Source organism: Adlercreutzia sp. ZJ141 (assembly GCF_011038965.1).
Taxonomy (GTDB): Bacteria; Actinomycetota; Coriobacteriia; order Coriobacteriales; family Eggerthellaceae; genus ZJ141.
The window spans coordinates 1-25,530 of sequence record NZ_JAAKEB010000010.1 but is presented as its reverse complement, the minus strand read 5'-3'; the positions used below and the strand labels follow the sequence as shown (position 1 = coordinate 25,530).

At 56.1% G+C, this 25,530-nt stretch carries 24 protein-coding genes; 23 read left to right on the top strand and 1 reads right to left on the bottom strand.

Translation table 11 applies throughout. From position 1 onward, the window contains the following. Positions 1 to 136 precede the first annotated feature (136 nt). From hisZ to G7Y44_RS06205, 15 genes are all read left to right on the top strand, one after another. Complete coding sequence (gene hisZ / locus G7Y44_RS06275; RefSeq protein WP_241159211.1) at positions 137 to 1,852, top strand: ATP phosphoribosyltransferase regulatory subunit; 1,716 nt, start codon at positions 137 to 139, stop codon at positions 1,850 to 1,852. A 4-nt stretch (positions 1,853 to 1,856) separates the two neighbouring features. After that, entirely contained in the window at positions 1,857 to 3,182 is a 1,326-nt protein-coding gene (gene hisD / locus G7Y44_RS06270) for a histidinol dehydrogenase (protein ID WP_165248401.1), read from the top strand. A 3-nt stretch (positions 3,183 to 3,185) separates the two neighbouring features. Continuing rightward, complete coding sequence (hisC, locus tag G7Y44_RS06265) at positions 3,186 to 4,298, top strand: histidinol-phosphate transaminase (protein WP_165248399.1); 1,113 nt, start codon at positions 3,186 to 3,188, stop codon at positions 4,296 to 4,298. After that, on the top strand, positions 4,295 to 4,882 hold the full coding sequence (gene hisB, locus G7Y44_RS06260) for an imidazoleglycerol-phosphate dehydratase HisB (RefSeq protein ID WP_165248397.1): 588 nt from the start codon (positions 4,295 to 4,297) through the stop codon (positions 4,880 to 4,882). Before hisC ends, hisB begins: the two co-directional genes overlap by 4 nt. Positions 4,883 to 5,029: 147 nt before the next feature. Beyond that, positions 5,030 to 5,689 carry an imidazole glycerol phosphate synthase subunit HisH gene (hisH, locus tag G7Y44_RS06255; protein WP_165248395.1) on the top strand — a complete coding sequence of 220 codons (660 nt, stop codon included), beginning with the start codon at positions 5,030 to 5,032 and terminating at the stop codon, positions 5,687 to 5,689. Positions 5,690 to 5,694: 5 nt separating this feature from the next. Further along, positions 5,695 to 6,438, top strand: coding sequence for a 1-(5-phosphoribosyl)-5-[(5-phosphoribosylamino)methylideneamino]imidazole-4-carboxamide isomerase (hisA, locus tag G7Y44_RS06250; protein ID WP_165248393.1), 744 nt, complete (start codon positions 5,695 to 5,697; stop codon positions 6,436 to 6,438). Beyond that, on the top strand, positions 6,432 to 7,196 hold the full coding sequence (gene hisF, locus G7Y44_RS06245) for an imidazole glycerol phosphate synthase subunit HisF (protein ID WP_165248391.1): 765 nt from the start codon (positions 6,432 to 6,434) through the stop codon (positions 7,194 to 7,196). The genes hisA and hisF overlap by 7 nt, the downstream gene beginning before the upstream one ends. Positions 7,197 to 7,308: 112 nt before the next feature. Then, a complete protein-coding gene (gene hisI / locus G7Y44_RS06240; protein WP_165248389.1) occupies positions 7,309 to 7,683 on the top strand; it encodes a phosphoribosyl-AMP cyclohydrolase in 375 nt (124 codons plus the stop codon). A 339-nt stretch (positions 7,684 to 8,022) separates the two neighbouring features. Further along, complete coding sequence (locus G7Y44_RS06235; RefSeq protein ID WP_165043460.1) at positions 8,023 to 8,709, top strand: transaldolase family protein; 687 nt, start codon at positions 8,023 to 8,025, stop codon at positions 8,707 to 8,709. 49 nt (positions 8,710 to 8,758) lie between these two features. Next, the gene (gene rho / locus G7Y44_RS06230; protein WP_165248387.1) at positions 8,759 to 10,801 is read left to right on the top strand and encodes a transcription termination factor Rho; all 2,043 of its coding nucleotides are present in this window, start codon (positions 8,759 to 8,761) and stop codon (positions 10,799 to 10,801) included. A gap of 8 nt (positions 10,802 to 10,809) precedes the next feature. Continuing rightward, positions 10,810 to 11,922 (top strand): signal peptide peptidase SppA, encoded by a 1,113-nt coding sequence (sppA, locus tag G7Y44_RS06225; RefSeq protein ID WP_241159210.1) that lies wholly within the window; start codon positions 10,810 to 10,812, stop codon positions 11,920 to 11,922. After that, positions 11,903 to 13,954 carry a class I tRNA ligase family protein gene (locus tag G7Y44_RS06220; RefSeq protein ID WP_165248385.1) on the top strand — a complete coding sequence of 684 codons (2,052 nt, stop codon included), beginning with the start codon at positions 11,903 to 11,905 and terminating at the stop codon, positions 13,952 to 13,954. Before sppA ends, G7Y44_RS06220 begins: the two co-directional genes overlap by 20 nt. A 2-nt stretch (positions 13,955 to 13,956) precedes the next feature. Further along, on the top strand, positions 13,957 to 14,436 hold the full coding sequence (rnhA, locus tag G7Y44_RS06215) for a ribonuclease HI (protein ID WP_165248383.1): 480 nt from the start codon (positions 13,957 to 13,959) through the stop codon (positions 14,434 to 14,436). Between the two features lie 98 nt (positions 14,437 to 14,534). Further along, a complete protein-coding gene (locus G7Y44_RS06210) occupies positions 14,535 to 15,689 on the top strand; it encodes a coiled-coil domain-containing protein (protein WP_165248381.1) in 1,155 nt (384 codons plus the stop codon). Positions 15,690 to 16,059: 370 nt separating this feature from the next. Continuing rightward, positions 16,060 to 17,226, top strand: coding sequence for a C40 family peptidase (locus G7Y44_RS06205; RefSeq protein WP_165043453.1), 1,167 nt, complete (start codon positions 16,060 to 16,062; stop codon positions 17,224 to 17,226). Positions 17,227 to 17,388: 162 nt separating this feature from the next. Here G7Y44_RS06205 and yihA read toward each other — a convergent pair whose 3' ends face one another. Further along, entirely contained in the window at positions 17,389 to 17,976 is a 588-nt protein-coding gene (gene yihA, locus G7Y44_RS06200; protein ID WP_165043451.1) for a ribosome biogenesis GTP-binding protein YihA/YsxC, read from the bottom strand. A gap of 407 nt (positions 17,977 to 18,383) precedes the next feature. On the opposite strand from yihA, the gene rpsB reads away from it, so the two are divergent. The 8 genes from rpsB to G7Y44_RS06160 all read left to right on the top strand — a co-directional run bounded on the left by rpsB (position 18,384) and on the right by G7Y44_RS06160 (position 24,954). Continuing rightward, on the top strand, positions 18,384 to 19,163 hold the full coding sequence (gene rpsB, locus G7Y44_RS06195) for a 30S ribosomal protein S2 (protein WP_165248379.1): 780 nt from the start codon (positions 18,384 to 18,386) through the stop codon (positions 19,161 to 19,163). A 46-nt stretch (positions 19,164 to 19,209) separates the two neighbouring features. Continuing rightward, complete coding sequence (gene tsf / locus G7Y44_RS06190) at positions 19,210 to 20,070, top strand: translation elongation factor Ts (RefSeq protein WP_165043447.1); 861 nt, start codon at positions 19,210 to 19,212, stop codon at positions 20,068 to 20,070. A gap of 184 nt (positions 20,071 to 20,254) precedes the next feature. Then, positions 20,255 to 21,535, top strand: coding sequence for a UDP-N-acetylglucosamine 1-carboxyvinyltransferase (gene murA / locus G7Y44_RS06185; RefSeq protein ID WP_165248377.1), 1,281 nt, complete (start codon positions 20,255 to 20,257; stop codon positions 21,533 to 21,535). Positions 21,536 to 21,676: 141 nt separating this feature from the next. Next, positions 21,677 to 23,044, top strand: coding sequence for an LCP family protein (locus G7Y44_RS06180; protein ID WP_241158104.1), 1,368 nt, complete (start codon positions 21,677 to 21,679; stop codon positions 23,042 to 23,044). A gap of 57 nt (positions 23,045 to 23,101) precedes the next feature. Beyond that, entirely contained in the window at positions 23,102 to 23,332 is a 231-nt protein-coding gene (locus G7Y44_RS06175; protein WP_165043441.1) for a NifU family protein, read from the top strand. A 67-nt stretch (positions 23,333 to 23,399) separates the two neighbouring features. Further along, on the top strand, positions 23,400 to 23,690 hold the full coding sequence (locus tag G7Y44_RS06170) for a hypothetical protein (protein WP_165043439.1): 291 nt from the start codon (positions 23,400 to 23,402) through the stop codon (positions 23,688 to 23,690). An 11-nt stretch (positions 23,691 to 23,701) separates the two neighbouring features. Further along, positions 23,702 to 24,535 (top strand): prolipoprotein diacylglyceryl transferase, encoded by an 834-nt coding sequence (gene lgt, locus G7Y44_RS06165; protein WP_165043437.1) that lies wholly within the window; start codon positions 23,702 to 23,704, stop codon positions 24,533 to 24,535. Positions 24,536 to 24,573: 38 nt separating this feature from the next. Then, positions 24,574 to 24,954, top strand: a complete 381-nt coding sequence (locus tag G7Y44_RS06160) for a desulfoferrodoxin family protein (protein WP_165248375.1) — start codon at positions 24,574 to 24,576, stop codon at positions 24,952 to 24,954. The last annotated feature ends 576 nt before the right edge of the window (positions 24,955 to 25,530 follow it).

The following is a 25,530-nucleotide window of genomic DNA, read 5'->3' as shown; positions in this document are numbered from 1 at the left end:
CTGGATGTAACACGATACGTATGCATTCGTGTCATACATGCGTGCGCTTCGCGTTCAGTTTGTGGCGATGCGACTTCTCTAACATGCGGATGAGATAGAGCCGCTAAAATATCAAAATTTGGAACAGGACATGCGGATGGAAACCATGCAAAGTAAGGAAACGCGCGATATGAATTACGTGACTCCGTCGGGTTTTCGTGATGTGCTGGTTGACGAGGCGCTTCTTCGTGAGCGGGCGACACGCGATGTGCAGCAGCTGCTCGCCAGTCGGGGATATGCCCCCATTGAGACCCCCACGCTTGAGATTATGGACGTCATGCGGTCGGGGGGGCGTCTGCCCGGTACACCGTTCAAATTCTTTGACTCTCGGGGCGACTTGCTTGCCATGCGTCCTGACGTCACGTTGCAGGTTGCGCGCATGTGTGCGACGCGGCTTGCGGGACAGCCTGGTCCCTTCCGTTTCCGCTACACTCAACGTGTGTTCCGTGAAGCAGAAGGGCAGATGCAGGCTGAGGCCCGCGAAACCACACAGCTCGGCGTCGAACTTATCGGCGAGGCGGGCGTAGCGGCCGATGCTGAAGTCGTTGAGCTTCTGGCGGAATCGCTCGAGGCGGTAGGAGTGGGCGATTATCGCATTGCTATCGCGACGGTGGGTGTGCTGCAGGCACTTCTGGCGGCCACATCAGCTACCGCGCAGTGGAAAGACGATGTACTTGCGGCGTATCACGCATCGAACTTTGTTGATCTCGACGCATTGACGGTCGAATCGGTGGCATCAGCGTCTGGTGCTTCCCCGGTGTTTGCCAACGCCATCCGCGAGCTTCCCCGCATTCGGGGTGGGCGTGAGGCTATTTCCCGCGTGCGTGACTTGGTGCGTCCCCTTGGTTGCGAAGGCGGCCTTGTTAGCTTAGAGGGCGTGCTCGACGCGCTTGATGCAGCAGGCTTGGCCGATCGCGTGTTGGTTGATTTCTCGGTGATGAGCTCGTTTGACTACTATACGGGCATCATCTTCAAGGCGTATGCACCGGTGCTCGGCACCCCCCTTGGCGGCGGTGGTCGCTACGACAGCACGCTCGGTGCCTATGGCGAGAGCCGTCCTGCCGCAGGGTTTGCATTCTATCTGGAAAACGCGCTGGCTTCGTGCTGTGAGCGCAACGTTGTCGTACGTGAAGAACGCCCACTGCGCATCGCTGTGCCGAAGGGCTCGCTTCACGCCGATGCTGTCGCGTGTCTTGAGGCCTGTGGGCTTGATGTGACGGGGCTTGACAACCCGGGACGTCAACTGATCATTCGCAATCCGGGAGTCGAGTACGTAATCGTGCGCCCGTCTGACGCACCGGCATTTGTGGAGTCGGGTGCTGCTGACTGCGGTATCTGTGGCGAGGATTCGCTGCTCGAAACTGATCCGGATATTGTGGAGTTAGTCGACCTCAAGTTCGGTGCGTGTCGTTTCATTGTGGCTGAGCCAGCTGGTGCGGCTGAGGCCAACGCCGAGCATTACCGCAGGCTGGGGTCGCTGCGCGTAGCTACGAAGTACCCGCGTATCACAGCGGCGCATTTCGCGCGGCGTGGTACGCAGGTGGAAATCGTGAAACTTCACGGCAACATTGAGCTCGCCCCGCTCACGGGTATGGCTGAATGTATTGTCGACATTACGGCAACAGGCACCACACTGCGGGAAAACAACCTGGTCATCACCGACGAGGTGCTTTCGTCAACCGCGCGTTTCTTCGCGAACGTGAGCGCGTTTCGCACCGATACACGTGTCGCGCAGCTTGCTTCTAAGCTGCAAGCCGGTGTAGACGCGGGGAAATGGAACACGACCGTCATTGCTGGCGGAGAAGGGAAGTAACAATATGCGCCGAGTTGTGCTGCAACCGGGCGAGCGGTTTGAAAGCTCGCAGATCGATCGGACGGGTGCGTTCAACGCGAACGCGCTTGCGGCGGCCACTACCATCATCGAGGACGTGCGAACCAGAGGTGATGCTGCCCTGCGCGACTTGACGGAGAAGTTCGACGGCGTGCGTATGAGCGACTTCCACGTGCCTGCTGAACAGGTGATGTCTGCCGCAAACCGCCTGCCTGAGCAGACGGTGAAAGCGCTCGCACATGCCGCGAAGCAGATCCGCGAGTTCCATGCTCGTCAGGTTGAGCAGAGCTGGTTTGCGTCGCGTGCGGACGGTGCCATCGTGGGTGCGCAGGTGACCCCGCTTGACTCCGTGGGTATCTACGTGCCGGGCGGTCGAGCGCTGTATCCTTCATCGGTACTGATGAACGCGTTGCCTGCAGCGGTTGCCGGCGTGAAACGCATCGTGTGTGTCACGCCACCCACCAAGACTGGCGAGCTTGATGCTGGCGTGCTCGAAGCATGCCGGTTGGCTGGTGTCACGGAAATCTACAGCGTGGGTGGTGCGCAGGCTATCGCCGCGCTGGCGTATGGCACCGAATCGATCGAGCCGGTATGTAAGATCACCGGTCCAGGTAATGCGTTTGTGGCGGCGGCGAAAAAGCTGGTGTCGGGCGACGTTGGTATCGATATGATCGCGGGTCCTTCCGAAGTGTGCGTGGTGGCCGACGAGTCCGCCGACCCGCGCATGGTAGCCATCGATCTTATGGCTCAGGCCGAGCACGATCCGCTGGCGGCGTGTTATTTGGTTACGTTCAGTGAGGCGTACGCAACCAGGGTTGAACGGGCCATCGAAGAGCACATGAAAGACACCACTCGTGCCGACATCACTACGGCGAGCTTGCGCGACAAGGGACTTATCGTCGTGTGCAACGACATGAAGCAGGCGGTGCAGGTGGTAAACGTCATTGCGCCCGAGCATTTGGAACTACACGTCGCCGGTGCCATGGGGCTGCTCGGCAGTATCCGTAACGCCGGTGCCATTTTCTTGGGCGAATGGACGGCCGAGGCTATTGGCGACTACATTGCCGGTCCTAACCACACACTTCCCACAGGCGGTACCGCACGTTATTCCAGCCCGCTTTCCACCAATGATTTCGTGAAGAAGTCGAGCATTATTCAGTACACACCGGAGGCGATTCTAAACGATGGCGCCGACGTGGTTACCATCGCCACGCATGAGGGGCTGTGGGCCCATGCACGCAGTGTCGAGTTGCGGAAGAACTTAGCAGAAACCGGCGATATCTTCGGAAACTCATCCAAAGGCGGCGAATAGGTTATGGACAGGGTTCGAGAATCGGCGCCGCAGCTTTTGGGATTGGTGCCCTACGATCCGAAGTATCTGCCGGCGCGTGCCATGATGTCGGCGAACGAGAGTCCGCTTTCCCTTGATCACGACCTTTTGCACGACATCATGCGCGAGGTGAAGCGCGTCCCCTTCAACCGCTATCCCGATCCGCTGGCCAACGATCTGCGTGATCTCATTGCCGAGGCGAACGGGCTTGATCGCGAGCAGGTGCTGTTGGGTAACGGCGGCGATGAGCTTTTGTTTGATATCGCACTCGCGTGGGGCGGACCGCACCGCACTATGATCAACTTGCCGCCCACATTTTCTGTGTACGCCGCGAACGCGCGGCTTGTGGGCACTGAAGTCGTAGACATACCGCGTGCCGCCGACTTCTCCATCGACGAGCAGGCAGTGCTCGATCGTGTGGTGCGCGGCGACATTGATTATGTGGTCGTTACCACGCCAAACAACCCTACCGGTCGGCTGGCTCGTGAAGAATTCATCGCGCAGTTGCTCGAATCGACCGACGCACTGGTGGTCGCCGACGAGGCGTACTTCGAGTTTTCGCGTCGTACGGTGCGCATGCATCTGGAGCGGCATCGCAACCTTGTTATTCTGCGCACATTCTCGAAAGCGTTTTGCCTGGCAGGCGTCCGCATAGGTTACGTGTTGGGGGATGCGCAGGTTATCCGCGAACTGATTAAGGTGCGCCAACCCTATTCGGTCGATGCGGTGTCACAGGCTATCGCGCGGGTGGTGTACGCGAATCGTGCGAAGTTTGAGCCAGGTATTCAAATGCTTATCGCCGAGCGCGAGCGCATGCAGGTCGCTCTGCGCGTTGTGCCCGGTGTGAAGGCGTACCCGTCCGATTCGAACTACATTTTAGTGCGTTTGCTTAATGACGATGGTAGTCCTGCGAGCGAAGCGGCTGCCGAGGCGTGGCAGGTGCTTTATGGCAAAGGGATTCTCGTTCGTGATTTCTCGCGTTCACCGATGCTTGAAGGCTGCTTACGAGTGAGCATGGGAACTCCCGAGCAAAATGACGCGTTTGTGCGCGAGTTGAAGACGTTCATGCTCACGCGGCAGGCAAGGAGACGAGTATGAGGACTGCTGAACTGACTCGTACGACGAAGGAAACCGATATTCGCATGCGTCTTTCACTCGATGGATCGGGTGCATCGAACGTGAATACCGGCGTGGGTTTTTTTGATCATATGCTTACCGCTTTCGCGCGTCATAGCTTGTTCGACTTAGATGCGCAGGTGATAGGCGATTTACAGGTTGACGCTCACCACACGGTGGAAGATGCGGGTATCGTGTTAGGGCAATTGTTTTCCTGTGCGCTCGGTGACAAGCGCGGCATCACGCGCTTCGGCTCTATCATTCTGCCTATGGATGAGGTGTGTGTGATGGCTGCTGTCGACATATCGGGCCGCGGCCAACTGCATTGGGCACTTGATGTGCCGTCGGGTATGTTGGGGTCGTTCGACACCTCGCTTGCCAAGGAGTTCTTCATTGCGTTCGCAACGAATGCTGGCGTAACGCTGCATGTTCGCAGCTTTGCGGGTGAAAACGCACATCACATTATCGAGGCGGCGTTCAAGGCTGTCGCGCGCGCCATGGCGCAGGCGTGTGCTATCGACTCGCGCATCGAAGGAGTGCTGCCTAGTACGAAAGGTGCATTGTAGGAGCCGCATGGGATGCGCCGATGAGAGCACGCTGTAAGGCCGCGTGGATGTTGGTTGCCATACGAGTCATTACTGGAGGAACCGTGTGGCGGGCTGGGTAGAGTTTGCGGTCGTAGGTTATGTGCCGTGTGCTATGAGAGGAATAACGTGATAGCTGTCGTTGATTACAAGAAGGGAAACCTGAAAAGCGTCGAGCGTGGTCTGGTAGCTGCGGGTGCTGACGCTCGTATAACCGATAATCCCGACGTCATTGGGGCGGCGCACGGCATTGTCTTGCCCGGTGTGGGGGCGTTTGCCGATACGGCTTCAACTATGGAAAGCTTGGGCCAGATGGAAGTGGTGCGCGAGCGCGTGCTGGCGGGCGTACCTTTTTTGGGTATTTGCTTAGGCATGCATCTCATGTTCGAGGAAGGAACAGAAACGCATCCTGGTGATACATCGGGTGGTGCGCACCGCGGTTTGGGTATACTTCCTGGCGTGGTCGACGCTATGCCGCGCGTGGGTGAAGACGGTCGCAACTACAAGATCCCACATGTGGGATGGAACTCCATCGAGCCAGTGCGTGGCAGCGATTTTAACTGCGAACTGCTTGCGGGTGTGAAACCCGGTGAATACTTCTACTTCACACACAGCTACGCCGCGCCAGCTACCGAGGCCACGGTAGCCATCGCTTCGCACAGCATAGCTATCCCGTCGGTGGTGCGTTATCGCGACGTCGCGTTTGGCGTGCAGTTTCATCCCGAAAAGAGCTCAGATGCGGGTACGTGTGTGCTGCGTAACTTCGTCCGCATCGTGAAAGAGGCGTGATTGTCATGTTCCTGCTTCCTGCAATCGACATCTTAGACGGCAAAGCTGTTCGCTTGGCGAAAGGCGACTACAACGCCGTGACGGTATATAACGATGATCCTGTGTCGCAGGCGCGTGCGTTTGCCGGTCAAGGTGCCACATGGCTTCACGTGGTTGATCTTGATGGCGCGCGGTCGGGTACCCCTGACAACGTGGAAGTTATCGAACGTATTTTGAAGGAAACCAACTTAAACGTGGAGGTTGGTGGCGGCGTTCGCAGTATGGCTGCCATCGAGCGGCTCATGAAAGCGGGGGTTACGCGTGTGGTCTTAGGTACGGCGCTCGTGCGCGATCCGGCGTTCGCCCGTGAGGCAGTGCGCGAGTTTGGTGGCGATGCGCTCGTGGCGGGCATCGACGCGAAAGGCGGCGACGTGGCGGTTTCGGGTTGGTGTGAAGGGTCGGGCATTGCAGCTTGCGAGCTGGCTCGACGCATGGCGGACGAGGGTTATTGTCATCTGGTGTACACCGACATCGCTCGTGATGGCATGCGTACCGGGCTCGACCCGCAGGCGTACGTGGCGATGTATGAGGCATTCGGGCACCCTGTGGTGGCCTCAGGTGGCGTTGCAAGCGTCGATGATATTCGTTCGCTTGCCCCAGCGGCGCACGCCATTGAGGGCGTTATTGCCGGACGCGCCATCTACGAGGGCTCGCTTACGGTGGAGGAAGGCGTCGCGGCGTGCATGGCGGCGGAAGGAACAAGATGCTAACTAAACGAGTAATCCCTTGCATGGACTGCAAAGATGGTCGTGTGGTGAAGGGTGTGAACTTCGTAAACCTGCGCGATGCGGGCGATCCTATTGAGTTGGCTCGTGCCTATGACTTACAGAAAGCCGACGAAGTTATCTTTCTCGACATTTGTGCCACCAGTGACGATCGCGCTACTACGGTGGATCTTGCTAGTCGTGCGAGTGAGCAGCTGCATCTGCCGTATTGTGTGGGTGGGGGGTTCCGTAGTGTGGCCGACATCCGAACCATGATAGCGGCAGGTGCCGACAAGGTGTCGGTGAACTCTGCTGCTGTGAAAAACCCCAAGCTCATCTCGGAAGCAGCACGTGCGTTTGGTACGCAGGCGATACTGGTTGCCATTGATGCGAAGAAGGTGCGCGGCGGGTTCAATAAGTGGGAGGTTTACGTTTCCGGCGGGCGCACCGCGACCGGCATCGACGTCATCGAATGGGCGCGCGAGGCTGCCAAACGCGGTGCGGGCGAAATCTTGCTCACCAGTATGGACCGAGATGGCAGTCGCGACGGTTTCGATTGTGCGCTTACTCGCGCGGTGGCACGTGCGGTCGATATTCCTGTTATTGCGAGCGGTGGCGTCGGCACCATCGAACACTTTGCCGAGGGTATTATCGACGGCGAAGCTGATGCCGTACTGGCCGCGAGCGTGTTCCATTTCGGCGAGTTGTCCGTTCGTCAGGTGAAAGAATACATGGCCAAACAAGGCATTCCCGTGCGCCTGTAACAACATACAGGTGGCGTATGGGCTGGCGGCGGTTGCCACGTACCGAAAGCCACAGCGTGTTTCGTCTGCGTGGAAATCGGCGCGATCGGTTGCAAGAGAAGGAGCATCGAGCATGGATATACCCGATATCGAGCGCATCGACGAACTTATCTTCGACAAGCGAGGGCTTATTCCCTGCATCGTGCAGGATGCACATGATGGCACGGTGCTCATGATGGCGTGGATGAGTCGGGAAAGCTTGGCGCTCACGCTTGAATGTGGCGAGACGGTGTTTTGGAGTCGCAGTCGCAAAGAGTTGTGGCACAAAGGAGCGACCAGCGGAAACACGCAGCGTGTGGTCGACATACGTTACGATTGCGACGCTGATTGTCTACTGGCGATCGTAAAACCCGCCGGCCCCGCCTGCCATACCGGTGCACGTACCTGCTTTTTCCGCAGCCTGCCGCACGAGCAAAAGAAGATGTCCACAGAATCTGTGAAGCGATAACGCATTTGAGCAGCTTGTAATCAGCTTTGGTGAAAATCGGCCGCCCTCTTGCTTTACGGTGTGCGAATTGTGATTGCGGTCAACGTCCAACCAACTTTCAGGCAACTCCCTGGTAGCCAGTTGTGCATATTGCTTGGTTGTGTTCTTGCGCGCTTGCGTTTGATGCGTTAGTATGAGCGAGTCAAATCCCCCGCGTACATTCAGCTTTACCCGCGTGAACAAATGGCGCCGCAATCCTCGAATCCCTGTGCAGCTTCATGGTGAACAGTGTCATTGGTGGGTTGCCCCTGCTGCGGTGCGCCGTGGGGCGGATTTCTGAAATCATCAAGGAGGCCACAGGTGAAGTTCTTTCTGGACACCGCTGATCTGAACGAGATCGAAGAAGCTGCAAGCTGGGGTGCGCTTGCGGGCGTTACCACCAATCCGTCGCTGTATGCCAAGATCGGCGGCAAGCTGGAAGACTTCCATGCTCACATGAAGCGTATCTGCGAGATCGTTGGGCCGGATTGCCCAGTATCGGCCGAATCGGTCGCCATGACGCGCGACGAGATCGTACGCGATGGTCTTGAGCTTGCAGAAATTGCTCCCAATATCGTCGTGAAAATTCCCACCATGGTCGAAGGTTTAGCTGCCACGCGTGCGCTTGCCGACCAAGGCGTGCGTGTGAACATGACGCTGTGCTTCAGTGTTCCCCAGGCGCTGTTGGCCGCCCGTGCCGGCGCGCGCTACATCAGCCCCTTCATTGGCCGGTTTGACGATATTTCTGAAGACGGCCTCGATCAAGTAGAAAGCATTGTTGGGGCCATCGGAAACTACGATTTTACCGCCAACACGGTGCGTGGTGAGCAGATCGAGATCATCGCTGCATCAGTGCGAAGTGCCAATCACGTGACGCAATGCGCGCTTATGGGGGCCGACATTGCCACCGTGCCGTTTGGCGTGCTGAAGAAAATGGTGCAGCATCCGCTGACCGACCGTGGTCTCGAATCCTTTATGAAGGATTGGAAAAAGGTGCTCAACGCATAGAGTGTCCAGACGTGGCAATCGAAATAAAACAGAAAGAAGCAACTGATCAATGACTGAAAACGAATCAACGAGCGAGAAACCGGCAACCGGGGAGACTCCTGTAATCAAGCGTCCTACTCGTCGTCGCACTGTCAAGCGCGACGACGTCGAATCGACCGCAGAGCAAGCAGCTCCCAAACGCCGTCGGGCTGCATCGTCTGGCGAAACTCAGGAGTCTTCTCGTGTCGCTACTCGTGGAGGCGACGCATCAGATGATGCCGAGGTACCTACAGCTTCATCCAAACCCAGCCGCTCGTCTCGTGCGAAGCGGGTTGTGTCTGATGCCGATGCTGAGGTAGTGTCTGCTCCTGCGTCTTCATCGACTGACGAAGAAAACGCTTCCCACACAAAGCGAACTGTGCGTAAGAAGCGGGTTTCCGTTGATGAGTCAACCGGTGTGGGCGAGGTGTCTTCTTCCGATAAGGCTGCCACATCTGCCACATCTGTCACATCTGATCAGGCTGTATCCGATAACTCTCTCTCCGATGAATCTACTGCATCGGACAAACTTACCGCACCTGATAAGCCTGCGTCCGACGAAGCGCTCGCGCAAGTCGAAGGTGAGACCAACGTTCGTCGGCCGCGCCGATCTGTGCGTACAGGAGGGTCCCGCGACGCCTCCTCGCAGCGTTCGGGTGGCCAAGGTCAGCAGCGTCAAAGCAGCCAGGGCGCTTCGGGCGGTCAGAGTAGTAGGGGCGCTAAGCAAAACGCGCAGAACCAGCGGCGCGGCAAGCGCGACCGCACCAACAGGGGTCGCGAGATCGTGCCCAGTGTCACGCTTGAAGAGCTTGCTGCGATGAAGGTTGCCGAACTGCGCGCCAAAGCAGCCGAACTCGAACTCGACGTCACGGGGCTGAAGAAAGCTGAGCTCGTTCAAGCTGTGTATGAAGCGAATATGAAGGCCGAAGGATTTATCGAAGTCAGCGGTGTGCTCGACATCATGGCTGATGGGTACGGCTTTCTCCGCACACAGGGCTATCTTCCCAGTGAAACCGACTGCTATGTGGGTTTGTCGCTCATCCGTCGCAACGGCTTGCGTAAGGGTGATCTGATTACCGGTCAGACGCGCCCCGCTCGTGAAAATGAGAAGTACGCTGCCATTCAGAAGATTGCCACCGTGAATGGTCGGCCGCTCGAAGAATGCGGCAATCGCGTACGCTTCGCCGATCTGACGCCAGTTTATCCCGATGAGCGTCTGTGGATGGAACACGGGAAGAACACCATCACCGCGCGCGTCATCGACCTTGCGGCACCTATCGGCAAGGGCCAGCGCGGGCTTATCGTATCGCCCCCGAAGGCGGGTAAGACCACCATTTTGAAGGACATCGCTGCGTCCATTACCGCGAACAACCCCGAAGTGCATTTGATGTGTCTGCTTGTTGACGAGCGTCCTGAAGAAGTTACCGACATGCAGCGATCCGTGCATGGGGAGGTTATATCATCGACGTTTGATATGCCCAGCGAAAACCACATCGCTGTAGCCGAGCTGGTTATCGAGCGCGCGAAGCGCATGGTTGAAGAAGGGCATGATGTCGTCATCCTGCTCGATTCACTCACCAGATTGGCGCGCGCGTATAACCTGGCGCAGCCGGCGAGCGGTCGTATCCTGTCGGGCGGTGTCGATTCTACGGCGCTCTACCCACCCAAACGCTTTCTCGGTGCGGCGCGCAACATTGAACATGGCGGCAGCTTGACCATCCTCGCCTCGGCACTCATCGAAACGGGATCGAAAATGGATGAGGTTATTTTCGAAGAGTTTAAGGGTACCGGCAATATGGAGCTCAAGCTCGACCGCAGCTTAGCTGATCGTCGCATTTTCCCCGCTATCGATCCGGTGTCGTCGGGTACGCGCAAGGAAGATCTGTTGCTCGATCCGCAGGAGGCGCCACTCATCTGGGCAGTGCGTCGCATTTTGGCAAACCTGAGCAGCACCGAACGCGCTATGGATATGCTCATTAAGTCGCTGAAACAGACCGAAACCAATCAGGAATTCCTTATTCGCACCGCGAAGAAAGCCCAGCATAGCAAGGGCGAGGGGATCGTTGAGTTCTAAGGGGGTTCATGATGCAGCAAGACGGAAACCCGGGTGTGTGGCAACAACCACAACAACCGCAACAACCGCAGCAAGCCGCGCAGTGGCAGCAGCCAAGCGCCTACCAGCAGGCGTACGCGCAGCAGGCTTACGCCGCTCCTGCACAGGTGCCGACACCGGTGCCTGTGCAACCGAAGAGCCGCGGATGGATTGTTGCGCTGGTGGCGGTTGTTCTGATGTTCGTTTTTCTTATGGTGAGCGTGGTGTCATGCTCGAATGCGGTGTCGTCATCGATGGGGCAGGCATTTTCGGGCATGGGGGCACTTGGCACCACCGATAGCGACGTCGACTATCTCACGAAGGACGCTATCGGAATTATCGACATGTCGGGCACCATCCAGTACGACGGCACGACATGCAGCCCTGAGGGGTTGAAAGAACAGCTTGATCGCGCCGAGGAAAACGACCATATTAAGGCTGTTGTGCTGCGTGTCGATTCTGGTGGCGGCACGGCGACGGCTGGCGAGGAAATGGCTTCCTATCTGCGCGATTTCAGCAAGCCGGTCGTGGTATCGAGTGCGTCCCTTAACGCGAGTGCTGCCTATGAGATCTCGTCTCAGGCCGATTTCATCTACGTTGCGAAGACCACCGAGATCGGTGCTATCGGTACCGTCATGCAGAGCATGGATTACTCGGGGCTGCTTGACAAGTTGGGTATCAACGTCGACAACATCGCTTCAGCCGACAGCAAGGACTCTAGCTATGGCACACGTCCACTCACCGACGAGGAACGCGCTTACTATCAAGCCATGGTTGACCAGATCAATGAGACATTCATCGAAACGGTGGCAGAAGGGCGTGGTATGCCAGTTGACGAGGTACGCGCGCTTGCCACAGGAATGGTGTTCACTGGTATCGATGCGGTTGACAATGGTTTGGCCGATGATTTTGGAACGAAGGAAGATGCTGTGGCGAAGGCTGCCGAGCTGGCAGGAATAGCTGAATACACCACAGTTTCGCTTGACAGTTACTCAAGCGACTTCACCGACTTGTTGTCGCTGTTGTCTCAAAACAATTACGATGAAGGTGACGTTGCAGCGGTTATAAAGGAGCTCGAATCACATGGAACCCTGTCCGAATAACGAACCGAGCATCAAGGCGGGCGATGTAATTAAAAGCGAGTGGCCGGCGCGAGCCGTGGTCACCGCAGGAATGCCGTATGGGAATAAGCCCCTGCATTTCGGCCATATTGGCGGCGTGTTTGTTCCCGCCGATGCATTCGCACGTTTTTTGCGTGATCGAATCGGTGCTGAGAACGTACGCTTCATTTGCGGTACTGACTGCTTCGGCTCGCCTATCAACGAAGGCTACCGAAAACTGGTCGAAGCAGGGGAGTTTGGCGGCTCCATCGCCGATTACGTGCAGCGTAACCATGACGCGCAACACGCGACGCTCGATGCGTACGATATCAGCCTGTCTATCTATGAGGGTTCCAATATCGGTCACAGCGGCGAAGTGCATCAGCTCATTAGCGAGCGCTTCATCCAGAAGCTGCACGAAAACGGTTGGCTCGAGCGTCGCAGTACACTGCAATTCTACGATACCCAAGCCGACACGTTCTTAAACGGACGTCAAGTGCAGGGGCGTTGCCCTGTACAGGGCTGCAAGTCGGAACATGCGTACGCAGACGAATGTGATCTAGGGCACAGCTACGCGCCGGAAGATCTGATCGCGCCGAAGTCGTCACTGACTGGCACGGTACCTGAGATGCGTCCGGTTGACAACTGGTACTTCAACCTCCCGGCGTTCTCTGATTTCTTAAAGCAGCATGTGGCCGCCCTTGAAGCCGATCCTACGGTGCGTGCAGTGGTGCCGCAAACTATCAAGGAATTCTTGGCTGCCCCCATCATCTTTATCAAGAACGATGCGCGTGAAGCATACGAAGCTCTAGCGAGCCGCTTGCCTGAACATGTGCTGCGCGAAGCCGAGAAGGGTAAGCAGAGCTTCGAGATTGAGTTTGCCGACATTGATGCGCGTGACGCAGCCCGCACCGTGCTGGCCGCTGCTGGTATTCGCTTCCGTACGGGTAAAGCACTCGTGCCATTCCGCATTACCGGCAACATCGAATGGGGTGTGCGTGCTCCGGTTATCGACGGGCTTGAGGGGCTGACCGTGTGGTGCTGGCCTGAAAGTTTGTGGGCACCCATGTCGTTTACCATGGCGGTGAATGACCAGATGGGTTTGCCGCGCGGCAGCTGGCGTGATTTCTGGTGTGATGAGGATGCGTGTGTGTACCAGTTCATCGGGCAGGATAACCTGTACTTCTACGGCGTTGCCCAGCCTGCGATGATCGAGGCGCTGAAGCCCGGTGATATCATCGCTCCTGGTAAAACCGATACGCCCGTCCGTCAGACGAAGCTTATTGCGAACCATCATATCCTGTTCGGGAACAAAAAGGCGTCTTCGTCGGGTGCGGTCAAGCCGCCGACAGCCGATCAACTGCTCGATTATTACACGGTTGACCAATTGCGTGCGCATTTTCTGGCTCTCGGTCTCGATCAGAGATCGGTTGGCTTCAAGCCGAAGCCCTTCGATCCCGACGAGAAGAAACGAGACGACCCACGTGTCGCCGATCCGGTGCTAAAGGAAGGTGCGCTGCTCACCAACGTCTTCAACCGTTTGGCGCGCAGTTGCTTTTACGAGGCACAAAAGAACTTCGAGGGTTACATGCCGTTAGGTGCTCCGTCGAGTGCGGTGGTAGTCAAGGTCAACGAGGTGTTACGTGCCTATGACGACACTATGCACCGCGTCGAGCTGCATACCATCATGTCGATCATGGATGAATTCATCCGCTGGGCTAACAAGCATTGGACCGAAGGCATTCGTGCGGCTGAGCTCGAAGACAACAATGAGCTTCGCCGTCAAGTTCTGCTCGACTCGTTCTTCTTGTTGCGTACGGCTACGCTGCTTATGCATCCTGTGGTTCCGTCGGGATGCGAGAAGATCTGCGACTACATGAGCTTCGAATTCGGCGATTTCTTCAGCTGGAATTATGACTTCCAAGGCAACGATGAGCTGTGTAGCGCCAGTGAGATCGAAGACGGCCGTCATCGCGTGCGCGAGCTGCCGCCGCGCTTCGACTTCTTTAAGAAGCATCCGAGTCAGTATCGCTAATCATGCAGCATGTTGATATCTATACTGATGGATCGGCCCGGGGCAACCCGGGCCGGGGTGGTTATGGCGCACTGCTGCGCTTTCGCGATGCGACAGGTCAGGTTCATGAACTTGAGCTGTCGCAAGGGTACCGGCGTACAACGAACAATCGCATGGAGCTTCTGGGGGTGATCGTCGCGCTTGAGGCGCTACGACGTCCGTGTGTTGTTGTACTGCATTCCGATTCGCAGTATGTAGTGAATGCATTCAATCAGCACTGGGTTGACGGTTGGCTGAAGCGAGGATGGAAAAGCGCGAGCAAACAACCGGTAAAAAACGTCGATTTGTGGCAACGGTTGCTTGCTGCGAAGAAGCCGCACAAGGTTGAGTTCGTGTGGGTGCGAGGTCATGCAGGCCATACCGAAAACGAGCGCTGCGATGCGCTGGCCACGGCGGCGGCTGATGGAGATAGTCTGCTTGAAGACGAGGGTTTTTCCGGATAAGCAGTGGGCCGTGCGGGATGCCTTGTGCTTGTCTGGTACAATGAATCGGTTGTGTGACGACTGCGCAGTGTATGTGACGTGAGCAGGGAGGCTGCAGGATGCAATTCAATGCCAAAGCGCGAATAAATGGACTGATTGTGGGTGTGTGCAGTATCGTGCTCGCCGTGATGCTGTTGTGCCCTATGGTTGCGTTTGCCGATACTGCGGCTGAAGTGCAGGCGGAAGCTGATGCTGCACTCGCGTCATTGAACTCCATGCAGGAGAAGCTGCGTCAAGCTTCGTATGACTACGAAGTTGCTATGAATGATCGCGACGAGGCGCAGGCGAAGGCCGACGAGGCGCAGGTGCGCATTGATGAGACGAACGAGAAAATTGCTGGGCTTCAGAATCGTCTGGGTAACCGCGCGTGCAGCATGTATCGCAGCGGTACGTCGTCGTTTATTGACTTGTTGCTGGGCGCCACATCATTTCAGGAGTTTTCCAACAATTTGACGCTTTTGAACATTCTCAACCAAAATGACGCCGATCTTGTGCAGGAGTCGAAGGATTTGCGGGCGATTGTCGAAGCCGAGCAGGCTGAGTACGAAGCGCAGCGCGCGGCGGCCGACGAAGCTGTGTCGAAAGCCGAGCGTATTAAACAGGAATCTGAGACAACCGTTTCATCCATGCAGGCTACATACGAGAGCTTAAGTGAGGAAGCTGCAGCGCTACTCGCCGAAGAGCAGGCGGCGCAAGCTGCTGCCCAAGCAGCAGCTGCGGCTGCAGCTGCTGAAGCAACCACCGATAATGGTGCGGCGAATACTGGCGGTGGCAACGAGGGTGCTGGCAATGGTGGCGGCAATAACGGTGGCAATGCGGGCGGCGCTGTTGGTGGCTGGTCACCGAATGGTGGCGGCAACGTGTCGTACGATCCGTACGTTGGCGGCGGTATTCTCGATCGCGCCCAGTATTGGATCGGTAAGGCGCAGTATGTGTACGGCGCTTGCAGTCCTGGTCAGTTTGACTGCTCGGGTTTCGTGGCGTATTGCGTGACGGGCAGCTATTCGCGCCTGGGTGGTACAGGTAATATTATGAGCATCTATCCGCAGGTGTCTGATCCTCAGCCGGGTGATATCGTGATCAACGCCAGCCATTGCGGTATCTATGTTGGTGGTGGTCAGATGATCCATGCTTCAAGCCCGGGCATCGGTGTGGTGTGCACGTCGATTGACGGATGGATGAACAGCTCGTCATATATCTACGTGCGTCCGTAAGTAAGCATCCGATCAATCAGTGTTTCCTTAAGGAAGCACTGATTGATTCTGCCAGTCCTGCGCTTGCAGGGTGGTGCCTGGAGGTCTCAAACCTCATTTACGCACGTATACGCGCTCATTCGGTTTTCAACCCCCCAGCCATCCATCCTGCAAACGTAAGACAAGACAGCCTTAACCAGTGTTTCCTTAGCTGAATCAGATTAGGCAGTTGTCCGTGTAGTGTTTGCGCGCCGCGCAGTTGTGGTTATTCTCTTGTGAGGTCGTGACGCGTTCGTGGGCTTTTGGCGAAGAAGGTTCCCCGTTTGCGGTGCTGTTTGTTACCCTCGGGAAAGTGCATTGCGATTTCAAACGTTTTGGGGAGGTTTTCTGAATGCGTCAAACGCACATCAAACGAAGCCGGTACGCATTAGGTGTGCTCTGTAGTATCAGCTTGGTTGCGGCCCTGTTGGCTCCTGCAACTGCCGTCGCGTCACCCGCATCTGAAGCGCAGGCTGAAGCTGCTGCGGCGCTGGCGTCACTGAATTCTATGCAACAAGAGCTCGATCGCGCATCGAATAACTATTATGCCGCGCTCGATGAACAATCGCAGGCTGAACAACGTGCCAATGAGGCACAAACGCGCATCGATGAAGCAAGCGATGAAATTGCCGGTCTGCAGAGTCGCTTGGGTTCGCGCGCTCGCACCATGTATCGCTCAGGGCAAGCGAACTTCGTCGACTTGCTGTTGGGTGCCACGTCGTTTCAGGAATTTGCAACGGGTCTGAGTTTGCTGAACACCATGAACGAAAATGATGCGGAATTGGTGCAGCAATCGAAGGATCTTCGTGCTGAAATCGAGCAGGAACAAGCCGAATACGTTGAGCAGTCGCAGCGCGCTGCGGAAAAGGCTGAGGAAGCCGCATCGGTGAAGGCCGAAGCCGAAACCACGGTTGCCGCTATGACCGAAACGTACAACAATTTAAGCGATGAAGCGGCTGAGCTTTTGGCTGAAGAACAGGCTGCACAAGCCGCCGCCGCACAAGCAGCTGCTGAAGCCGCAGCCGGAACGACGAATAACGGAGCAGGTGGCACAGCGTCTGGCGGCGGTAATGGTGGTGGGTCGCCCAGCGCGCCGTCAACCCCGTCAACGCCGAGCACTCCGAGTGCACCATCAACTCCGTCGGCACCACCGGCGAGCGCTCCTTCATATAGTGGTTCGGTTGCAAACACGGTGGTAAACGTGGCGCGTGGCAAGATCGGTAGCCCGTATGTGTTTGGTGCTGGTGGACCGAATTCGTTTGACTGTTCGGGTCTGGTGCAGTACTGCTATGCGCAGGCTGGCGTGTCGGTTCCTCATTACACCGGTGCTCTGATTAATCTGCCACGGGTGTCGAATCCACAACCGGGTGATATCTGCGTCATACATGAACCGAACGGTGCGCAACATACGGGTATCTACATTGGTGGTGGCCAGATGATCCACGCCCCTATGCCTGGCCAGACAGTGTGCGTGGCCTCCGTTCAGGCAGGCATGGTCTACGTTCGCCCGTATTACTAGGAACGGCTCGGCTGAGTTATTTCACTCACGCAGTGGTGTCTCTGCTTAGCTTTATGGTATTGTCCCTAATCTATTTGTAGCTCAACATTAAGAAGGGCACACCGACTGCATCATTGCAGTGGCGCGCCCTTCTTGCGCTTCGGTTTCGGCAGTCACACGGCGCTACTGTTCACCGACGCATCGTTTGATCAGGCTTCGCAATTCATCAATACCAGTACCCTTTTCGCTTGAGGTCACCACGATGGGTACATCGGCGGCAAGATTCAAGCAGCGTTTGATAGCCGCTTTCTGCTTCATCTGCTGTTGTCGGCTGAGCTTGTCGGCTTTGGTAAGCACGATAGCGAACGGCAAGTCGGCTTCTTGCAGGAATCTGGTCATGTTCTCATCCAGCTCGCTGGGCGCGTGTCGTATATCGATGAGCGACACCACCAGCGCGATGTCGCGGTCTTGGTTGAAATACCCCTCGATCAGTTCGGACCAGCGGTGCTTTTCCGACTTTGCCACCTTGGCGTAACCGTAGCCCGGTAAGTCGACGAAGCGTGCATCGCCGGTTGAGAAGAAGTTGATAGTGGCGGTTTTTCCAGGCGTTTGTGATACCTTCGCAAGTCCCTTACGGTTGAAAAGCCTGTTTAAGAGTGACGACTTGCCCACATTCGAGCGTCCCGCGAAAGCGATCTCGGGCAGCGTGGAGGGTGTCAGCTGTGATGACACGCCGAACGCCCGCTCAAAGGTCACGTTGTTGAAGTTCATGTCCGCTCCTTGTAAGGTAAGGTACTTAAGGAAACACTGATTAATTCCGCCAGCCTTGCACTGACGAACCGGTATCTGAGGATTTCAGACCTCATTTACGCACGTCAGAGCGCGCATTCGGTCTTCAACCCTCAGGTATCCGCCTCGCCAGCGCAAGGCAAGACGGCTTTAATCAGTGTTTCCTTAAACCAGCTCAATCATGGTACCCGAACAGCTTCAAACAGCGCCACAGGAAATACAGAATGGAAGGAAAGATTCACCTTGCGTTTCTTGCACTAGGTGGTAAGATAAACAAGTTTTCTATATCACACATGTCTGTGCGACCTGGACCGCCAGTGGCCACCCGAAAAAGGCTGCGGACTCCTAAGGAATGACCACAGGCAGAGGACTAACGAATGGAGAGAGCTATGACGAAAGTCAGCATTAGCACGCTGCTCGAAGCAGGTGCCCACTTCGGCCATCAGACGCGCCGTTGGAATCCCAAGATGAAGCCGTATATCTTCGGCAACCGCGGAGACATCTACATCCTCGACCTCAAGCAAACTCTCATCGGCCTTGACGAGGCATACACCTTTGTTTCTGAGACCGCGCGCAAGGGTGGCACGGTGTTGTTCGTTGGCACGAAGAAGCAGGCCCAGGAAGCCGTTGCTGACGCTGCCAACCGTTGCGGCATGCCCTATGTGAATGCCCGTTGGCTGGGCGGTATGCTCACCAATTTCACCACCATCCGCGGTCGCGTGCAGCACATGGAAGAACTCGAAGCCATGGATGCTGACGGCCGCATGGCACTGCTGCCCAAGAAGGAGCAAATCCTGCTGCATAAAGAGCTCGCTAAGCTGCAGGCAAACCTGAACGGTATTCGCAACATGAAGCGTACGCCCGATGCAGTGTTCGTTATCGATACGAACCGTGAGCAGTTGGCCGTACGTGAGGCTCGTCGCTTGAGTGTGCCCGTTGTTGGCACGCTCGATACGAACTGTGACCCCGATGATGTCGAGTACGGCATCCCTGCTAACGACGACGCCATTCGCTCGGTGCGTCTGCTGGCTGACTTCATCGCTGACGCTGTGTTGGCTGGCGGTGTTGCTCCGGTAACTGCCGATGAAATGGGGGAGACCGCTGAAGCTGCCGAGGCTCCCGCGCCCGCTGCCGATGAAGCTCCTGTCGCTGAGGTTGTTGCTGAGTAAATCGTTTTCATTTGAGTTTTCCATCGTTGTTAAGAAAGGAATTCCCATGGCTGCTATCACCGCTTCTATGGTCAAAGAGCTTCGCGAGATCACTGGCGCTGGCATGATGGAATGCAAGAAGGCGCTGACCGAGGCCGAGGCCGACATCGAGAAGGCTATCGACATCCTTCGCACCCGCGGCCTTGCTGCCGTTGCGAAGAAGGCTGGCCGCGCTACCAACGAAGGCATCGTCATGCCTGTCGTTTGCGACAAGGGTACCTGCGGTGCCATCGTTGAGATTAACTGCGAAACCGACTTCGTGGCCATCAACGATAAGTTCAAGGCATATGCCGAGCGTATCGCCCGTGCCGCCCTCATCGCTCAGGCTAACGACGTTGACACCCTGAAAGCTGCCGAGATCGACGGCGAGACGGTGGAAGCTATCCTCACCGACGCTATTCACGTGCTTGGCGAGAACATCCAGATTGCTCGCGTTACCTTCGTGCAGGGCGCTGGTGTGGCTTCCTACATTCACACCGATGGCAAGAAGGCTGCCCTCGTTATCTTCGACGTCGAGGGTATCGATCCTACGAGTGCTGAGTTCGCCAGGTGTGGGCGCGATGTCGCGATGCAGGCCGTGGCCATGAATCCTGTAGCTGCGAACCGTGAGTCTGTTCCTGCTGAAATCATCGAGCATGAGAAGAGCATCTACATGGCACAGGCCGCCGAATCTGGCAAGCCTGAGGCTATTCAGGAAAAGATGGCCAGTGGTCGTCTGGAAAAGTTCCTGAAGGAGAATTGCCTTGCCGAACAGGCATTTGTCAAGAATGGCGATCAGACTGTGGCTCAGTACGTCGACGAGGTTGCCAAGAACTTGGGCGGTACGCTGAAGATTGTCGACTTCAAGCGCTTCATGCTGGGTGAATAACGCGTGTCTTAAACCAGTCGACTCATATCGCATAATTAAAGAAACCTCCCCCCCCTGCGGGAGGTTTCTTGTGTGAGTACTCCGGTTGCATCCTTTTGCCCATCGTGTGAAGCGCCGGGCGTTCGCCGTGTGCTGGTGCCGCGTTTTTTATAATGGAAGACAGCATAACGAGAAAGGGATGCGTATGTCGGAAGAGATCATCGTCGTTGAAGGCAACGGCACGCTTGCGGGTGAAGTGCACGTATCCGGCGCGAAGAACTCCGCGTTAAAGCTCATCGCCGCAGCGTTGCTTGGTCAGGGTAAAAGCACTATTCATAACGTTCCACTCATCTCCGATATCGAAATCATGTCCGAAGTCCTTCGCCGGCTTGGTGCCACGGTTGAGCGAACAGACCATGCACTTGCTGTTGACACATCGAAGGTTGATAAATGGGAAACACCGTACGAGCTTGTATCTAAGATGAGAGCGAGTATTTCGGTGCTCGGGCCTCTTGTGGGCCGTTTTGGACGTGCGCGTGTGGCTATGCCGGGTGGTTGTCAGATCGGGGCACGAAAGATCGACATGCATTTAGCGGGGCTTACTGCGCTTGGCGTCGAATTCTCTGTTGATCATGGCTTTCTCGAGGCGACGACACCCCATGGCTTACATGGTACCGAGGTGATCCTCGACTTTCCTAGCGTGGGAGCGACAGAAAACCTGCTCATGGCTTCGGTTGTGGCGCACGGTCGCACGGTTATCGCAAATGCAGCATGCGAACCCGAGATCGTCGACTTGGCAAACATGCTCAATGATATGGGTGCGCACGTGCGAGGTGCCGGAACGTCGGTCATCGAGGTTTGCGGAGTTTCTCTTGCGAGCATGCATCCGTGCAACCATGTTACGGTAGGAGATCGCATTGAGGCTGGCACGTTCCTCGCAGGAGGCGCGCTGACCGGCGGGCCTCTTACCGTGCGCAGTATCGATCCGGCATTTCTGCGCGTGGCGCTCATGAAACTGTCGGCTATGGGATGCGATGTGGAAACGGGTGACGATTGGATCTCGGTTGCCCGCACAAGGCCGCTGCGTCCCACCGACATCCAGACACTTCCACATCCAGGCTTTCCTACCGATTTGCAAGCTCAGTTTATGCTGCTTGCTTCTCTTGCCGATGGCATGTCAGTCATCACTGAGAACGTGTTCGAGAACCGTTTCATGTTCGCTTCTGAGTTGAAGCGCATGGGCGCCGATATCTCCATCGACGGGCATCATGCGCTCGTACGCGGTGTGTCGGGGCTGCAGGGTGCTGATGTGTCATCGACTGACCTGCGTGCTGGCGGAGCCCTTGTGCTTGCGGGCATTGTTGCGGAAGGAGAAACTCGCGTTCATAAGGTCGTGCATATCGATCGGGGTTACGAAGACTATGCGGGCAAGCTTGCAACGCTGGGGGCCCAGGTGCGTCGCGTAGCCAACAATGGTCCCATGTGATAGCGGCGGTATCATATGGTAACGAAACGCAATCCTATCACCTCCGCTCACGCGAAGGACGTTTCTCGGCGGCTTCGCACGGCAACACTAGGAACACATGCGCCCCGTACGATAAAGGCAGGGAGTACGTCACGACGTCATATGAACGCTGACACGGTGGGCTTTTCAAGCACACGGCGAAAAAAACGCGCGGCGCGGGGGTATGTCAGCAATATTGTTGTCGCGCCTGCCGATGGCGTGAATGCCCGCCGTACTCGTCGAGAATTCGCTCGCGACGTCAAGCGACGTTCTCTCGTGCGTATGCTTGCTGTGGCTGTCATTTGCGTGGCGCTTGTTTTTGGCGTGGCGGGGTTAGCGGGTATGACTGCGTTCTATGCCTCTCTCGATTCGAAAATGGGGCTACCCTCCGATGATGCCGCTCGTGCCCTGGTCGCGCCGGCGAAGGATGCCGAAGGATATTACGTGTTGGTGGCGGCCGATCTTGATTCAGGCGACGCTCCTTCGTTGGGTGATGGATCTGATGCATTCGCCCTCGTGCGAATCTGCGAAGGGAAGCGAGAAGTTGGCGTTGTGTCTCTTCCGGCAAATACCACGGTTACCGGAAGCGATGGAAAAACTCATCAGCTGCGAGAGGTGGCGGCACTTGGTGATGCCGATCTGATCACCGCCGTTGCCAATTTTGCTGGTGTTAGTATCGCTCACTACGTGACCACCGACGCTTCGGGCATCATCAACCTGACTGATCTGCTTGGTGGCGTTACGATGAATCTCGAAGAGGAAATCGATGATCCTGCTGCGGGAGACAAGTACATTCCCGCAGGAGAGCAGCATATTGGGAAGGATCAAGCGCTCACCTTGCTTCGGGCGTCCAACCTGTCGGGTGGGATCGACTTGCAGATGAAAAACCAACGCGAGTTCATGGTCGCTCTTGCCATTCAGGCCATGTCAGACAGTACCTGGTCGTTTCTGCTTGGCCTTGATTCTCTTAACGGTGCGTTTGCTACGGATGTGTCGGCGAAAGATGCTGCGCACATAGCTTCGGCGTTGCGGGGGATTGATGCGGCATCCGTTCAGGGCGCGATTGTGCCCGGTTACGAACGTGAGATTGACGGAAACGTGCTGTATGTAGCCTCATCGTCCGATGCTAGTGAGCTCATTGGACGGCTGGAGGCGGGCGATACGCTCGTAAATGAGGATTCTGCACCGGTCAATGTTGATCCGGGCAGCTTCACCATTACAGTACGCAACGGAGCGGGTGTTACTGGTGGTGCAGCTGAGATATCGAAAGCGCTGGCCAATTATGGTTACAATGTCACCGAAACTGGTAATACCGACACCTACGCTTACAAAGAGACGCTTGTTATCTACCTTGATGAAGCGTACGCTGACGCTGCGGAATCGGTCGTGCAATCGTTAGGTATGGGGCGTGTGGTAGACGGCACCGGGTTCTATGAGTTCAACACCGATGTATTAGTGGTTCTTGGGAGCGACTGGGCACCGGTGAGCTAGTATTCGTTGCTGTGTTAGAATGCTCGCAATGTTTACGATCGAAGATAGGAGCAGATCATGGTTGACAAGAATGATGTGGCTGCGGTACTTGACCTCATTCGCCCTTCACTTCAGGCTGATGGTGGTGACGTGAAGCTTGTCGATGTCGCTGAGGATGGTGTGGTGACGGTTGAGCTGCAGGGTGCCTGCAAGGGTTGCCCAATGTCGCAGATGACGCTCGCCAACGGCGTTGAGCGCATCCTGAAAGAGCGCATTCCGGGCGTGACGAGAGTTGTTCCCGCTGCGTAAGCAACTATGAGGAAAGAAGGCGGCCTGGACGCATTGCGGCCAGGCCGCCTTCATGATGGGAGGTTTTATGCCCCTTTGTTGGGAGATGCGCGGATGTGATGACGAGATGATGTCGCGCTGCCCGCACAATGTGCCGGGTGAACCGTGTCCGGCCGATTGTCATTATGCAGCGTGTTTTAGACCAACTCACGTACTGGCGGAAGATATCTCGCTTATTTTGAACCCCGAGCGCGATTATGATGCGTCGGTGAAAGAAATCTGCCGGGTATGCGAGCACTTCTTGGTGCATGGCCCAGCGGTGAGCGAACGAACCGATGCATCACCGCGTCAGGGCAACCCGAACCGCTTCTTGTTTTGATGTGAGGGATTATGCTGAACGACTTGTATCAGACACTCGATCCGGTCGCTTTCGTCATTGGGCCTTTTGCAGTTCGATGGTACGGCATCGCATACATTCTAGGGTTCATTTTCGCTGCGTTGATTATCTGGTGTACGGCGAAGCGCTGGCGCATTCGCGTTGACGAAGATGCATTGCTCACTATTGTGTTTGGGGTCATGGTGGGCGTTATCGTCGGAGGGCGCTTGGGGTATGTCGTCGTATATGGTGACGGCGACTACTGGCAGCATCCAGGAGAAATACTCGCGTTCAACAAAGGGGGCATGAGTTTTCATGGTGGGCTTATCGGCGCGCTTCTGTCGGGCGTTGTTACGGCTCGGATCACGGGTATCCCGTATCTCACACTTGCTGATTTGGGTGTTATCGGCGCACCGATTGGGCTGTTTTTCGGGCGTTGCGCAAACTTCGTGAATGGCGAGCTGTGGGGAGCTCCTACTGATGCGGCTTGGGGCGTGGTGTTTGGCGGTGCGGCGGGAGCTATCCCACGGCATCCGTCGCAGCTATATGAGGCGGTGCTCGAAGGTCTGATTATCTTCGCGGTGCTATTCGCACTGTCGCGGTTAAATCCTCCGAAGTCGCGCGGAACGTATTTGGGCGTGTTTCTCATTATGTACGGTTGCTTCAGGTTCTTAATCGAATTCGTGCGTCAACCCGACGCTCAACTGGGGTATTTGTGGGGCGATTGGCTAACCATGGGGCAGGTTCTATCAGTTCCGCTCATTGTGGCGGGTGCGTGCGTGTTGGCGTATGCGCTTGTGATGAAGAAACCGCAGCAGGGTTTGCCTGAAATGATACAAACAAACTAACATATGGGAAGATCAATAGACGAGAGAAAGGCGTTACCATGGATGTGAAGTTCTTCAAGTGTATGCATTGCGGCAACATCGCCGTGAAGCCGTTTGATGCTGGCGTTTCGCTGGTGTGCTGCGGCGAAAAGATGGTCGAGCTCAAGGCTAACGATACCGATGCAGCTACTGAAAAGCACGTTCCCGTCGTGACGGTCGAAGGCAATGCCGTGCACGTACAGGTGGGTGAGGTTACTCATCCCATGACTGCGGAGCACTACATCACCTTCGTTTGCTTAGTTACTGAAAAGGGCTGGCAGATTGTTGAGCTGTCTTCCGATGGCGAGCCGGTTGCTGATTTCGCTGTGGCCGAGGGCGATCGTGCACTGCGTGTGTACGAGTACTGCAACCTGCACGGTCTGTGGGTAGCCGAGGTGTAGAAGCCATTTGCGTTTGGGTTGTCGCAAATTGACTCAATTGGACCACTCGGCCTATCGTTTTTGGACTTCTGGGGAGAATTCAATCACGCGACTCAATCACGTGCTAGAATGACGGTGCTGACGGGGTGACTATTATCAAAAGGAAACGTAGCACCCAGCTAACGTAAACTTCTCACCCCGTCTAAAGAGAATATGAGGGCCGACCGCGTGCTATGTGGTCGGCCCTCATGAGTGTTTTATCAGGTTCTAAAATCCGAGAGATTCAGGCTCACGTATTCATGCACTCATAAGAGTATTAAGCGTAGAGATGAATACGTGTGTGCATTCAGGAATTCTGGTTGTACATGTCAGTCACAGTTCTATTGCATTCGATTCTTCACATTTCCTCCAACATTTCAAAGAGCAGCGTATCCCCAGGTAATACGGCCGTATAACGCTCAAATCAAGATAAAGTGTGCGAGTGGTAGCGTTCTTTCAAAACTTTTCCTTGACGGGGAGGTGCAGGGAGGGTAAAGTTCTATCTTGCGCTTCGGGGGAGACCTCGAAAGCAAACACAAGCCCTGATAAGACCAAAGA

What these genes read in the sequence shown, in the direction of transcription:
- hisZ (WP_241159211.1), top strand. Translation starts at nt 137, where the DNA reads ATGGAAACCATGCAAAGTAAGGAAACGCGCGATATGAATTACGTGACT.
- hisD (WP_165248401.1), top strand. Translation starts at nt 1,857, where the DNA reads ATGCGCCGAGTTGTGCTGCAACCGGGCGAGCGGTTTGAAAGCTCGCAG.
- hisC (WP_165248399.1), top strand. Translation starts at nt 3,186, where the DNA reads ATGGACAGGGTTCGAGAATCGGCGCCGCAGCTTTTGGGATTGGTGCCC.
- hisB (WP_165248397.1), top strand. Translation starts at nt 4,295, where the DNA reads ATGAGGACTGCTGAACTGACTCGTACGACGAAGGAAACCGATATTCGC.
- hisA (WP_165248393.1), top strand. Translation starts at nt 5,695, where the DNA reads ATGTTCCTGCTTCCTGCAATCGACATCTTAGACGGCAAAGCTGTTCGC.
- hisF (WP_165248391.1), top strand. Translation starts at nt 6,432, where the DNA reads ATGCTAACTAAACGAGTAATCCCTTGCATGGACTGCAAAGATGGTCGT.
- hisI (WP_165248389.1), top strand. Translation starts at nt 7,309, where the DNA reads ATGGATATACCCGATATCGAGCGCATCGACGAACTTATCTTCGACAAG.
- rho (WP_165248387.1), top strand. Translation starts at nt 8,759, where the DNA reads ATGACTGAAAACGAATCAACGAGCGAGAAACCGGCAACCGGGGAGACT.
- sppA (WP_241159210.1), top strand. Translation starts at nt 10,810, where the DNA reads ATGATGCAGCAAGACGGAAACCCGGGTGTGTGGCAACAACCACAACAA.
- G7Y44_RS06220 (WP_165248385.1), top strand. Translation starts at nt 11,903, where the DNA reads ATGGAACCCTGTCCGAATAACGAACCGAGCATCAAGGCGGGCGATGTA.
- rnhA (WP_165248383.1), top strand. Translation starts at nt 13,957, where the DNA reads ATGCAGCATGTTGATATCTATACTGATGGATCGGCCCGGGGCAACCCG.
- G7Y44_RS06210 (WP_165248381.1), top strand. Translation starts at nt 14,535, where the DNA reads ATGCAATTCAATGCCAAAGCGCGAATAAATGGACTGATTGTGGGTGTG.
- G7Y44_RS06205 (WP_165043453.1), top strand. Translation starts at nt 16,060, where the DNA reads ATGCGTCAAACGCACATCAAACGAAGCCGGTACGCATTAGGTGTGCTC.
- yihA (WP_165043451.1), bottom strand. Translation starts at nt 17,976, where the DNA reads ATGAACTTCAACAACGTGACCTTTGAGCGGGCGTTCGGCGTGTCATCA.
- rpsB (WP_165248379.1), top strand. Translation starts at nt 18,384, where the DNA reads ATGACGAAAGTCAGCATTAGCACGCTGCTCGAAGCAGGTGCCCACTTC.
- tsf (WP_165043447.1), top strand. Translation starts at nt 19,210, where the DNA reads ATGGCTGCTATCACCGCTTCTATGGTCAAAGAGCTTCGCGAGATCACT.
- murA (WP_165248377.1), top strand. Translation starts at nt 20,255, where the DNA reads ATGTCGGAAGAGATCATCGTCGTTGAAGGCAACGGCACGCTTGCGGGT.
- G7Y44_RS06180 (WP_241158104.1), top strand. Translation starts at nt 21,677, where the DNA reads ATGAACGCTGACACGGTGGGCTTTTCAAGCACACGGCGAAAAAAACGC.
- G7Y44_RS06175 (WP_165043441.1), top strand. Translation starts at nt 23,102, where the DNA reads ATGGTTGACAAGAATGATGTGGCTGCGGTACTTGACCTCATTCGCCCT.
- G7Y44_RS06170 (WP_165043439.1), top strand. Translation starts at nt 23,400, where the DNA reads ATGCCCCTTTGTTGGGAGATGCGCGGATGTGATGACGAGATGATGTCG.
- lgt (WP_165043437.1), top strand. Translation starts at nt 23,702, where the DNA reads ATGCTGAACGACTTGTATCAGACACTCGATCCGGTCGCTTTCGTCATT.
- G7Y44_RS06160 (WP_165248375.1), top strand. Translation starts at nt 24,574, where the DNA reads ATGGATGTGAAGTTCTTCAAGTGTATGCATTGCGGCAACATCGCCGTG.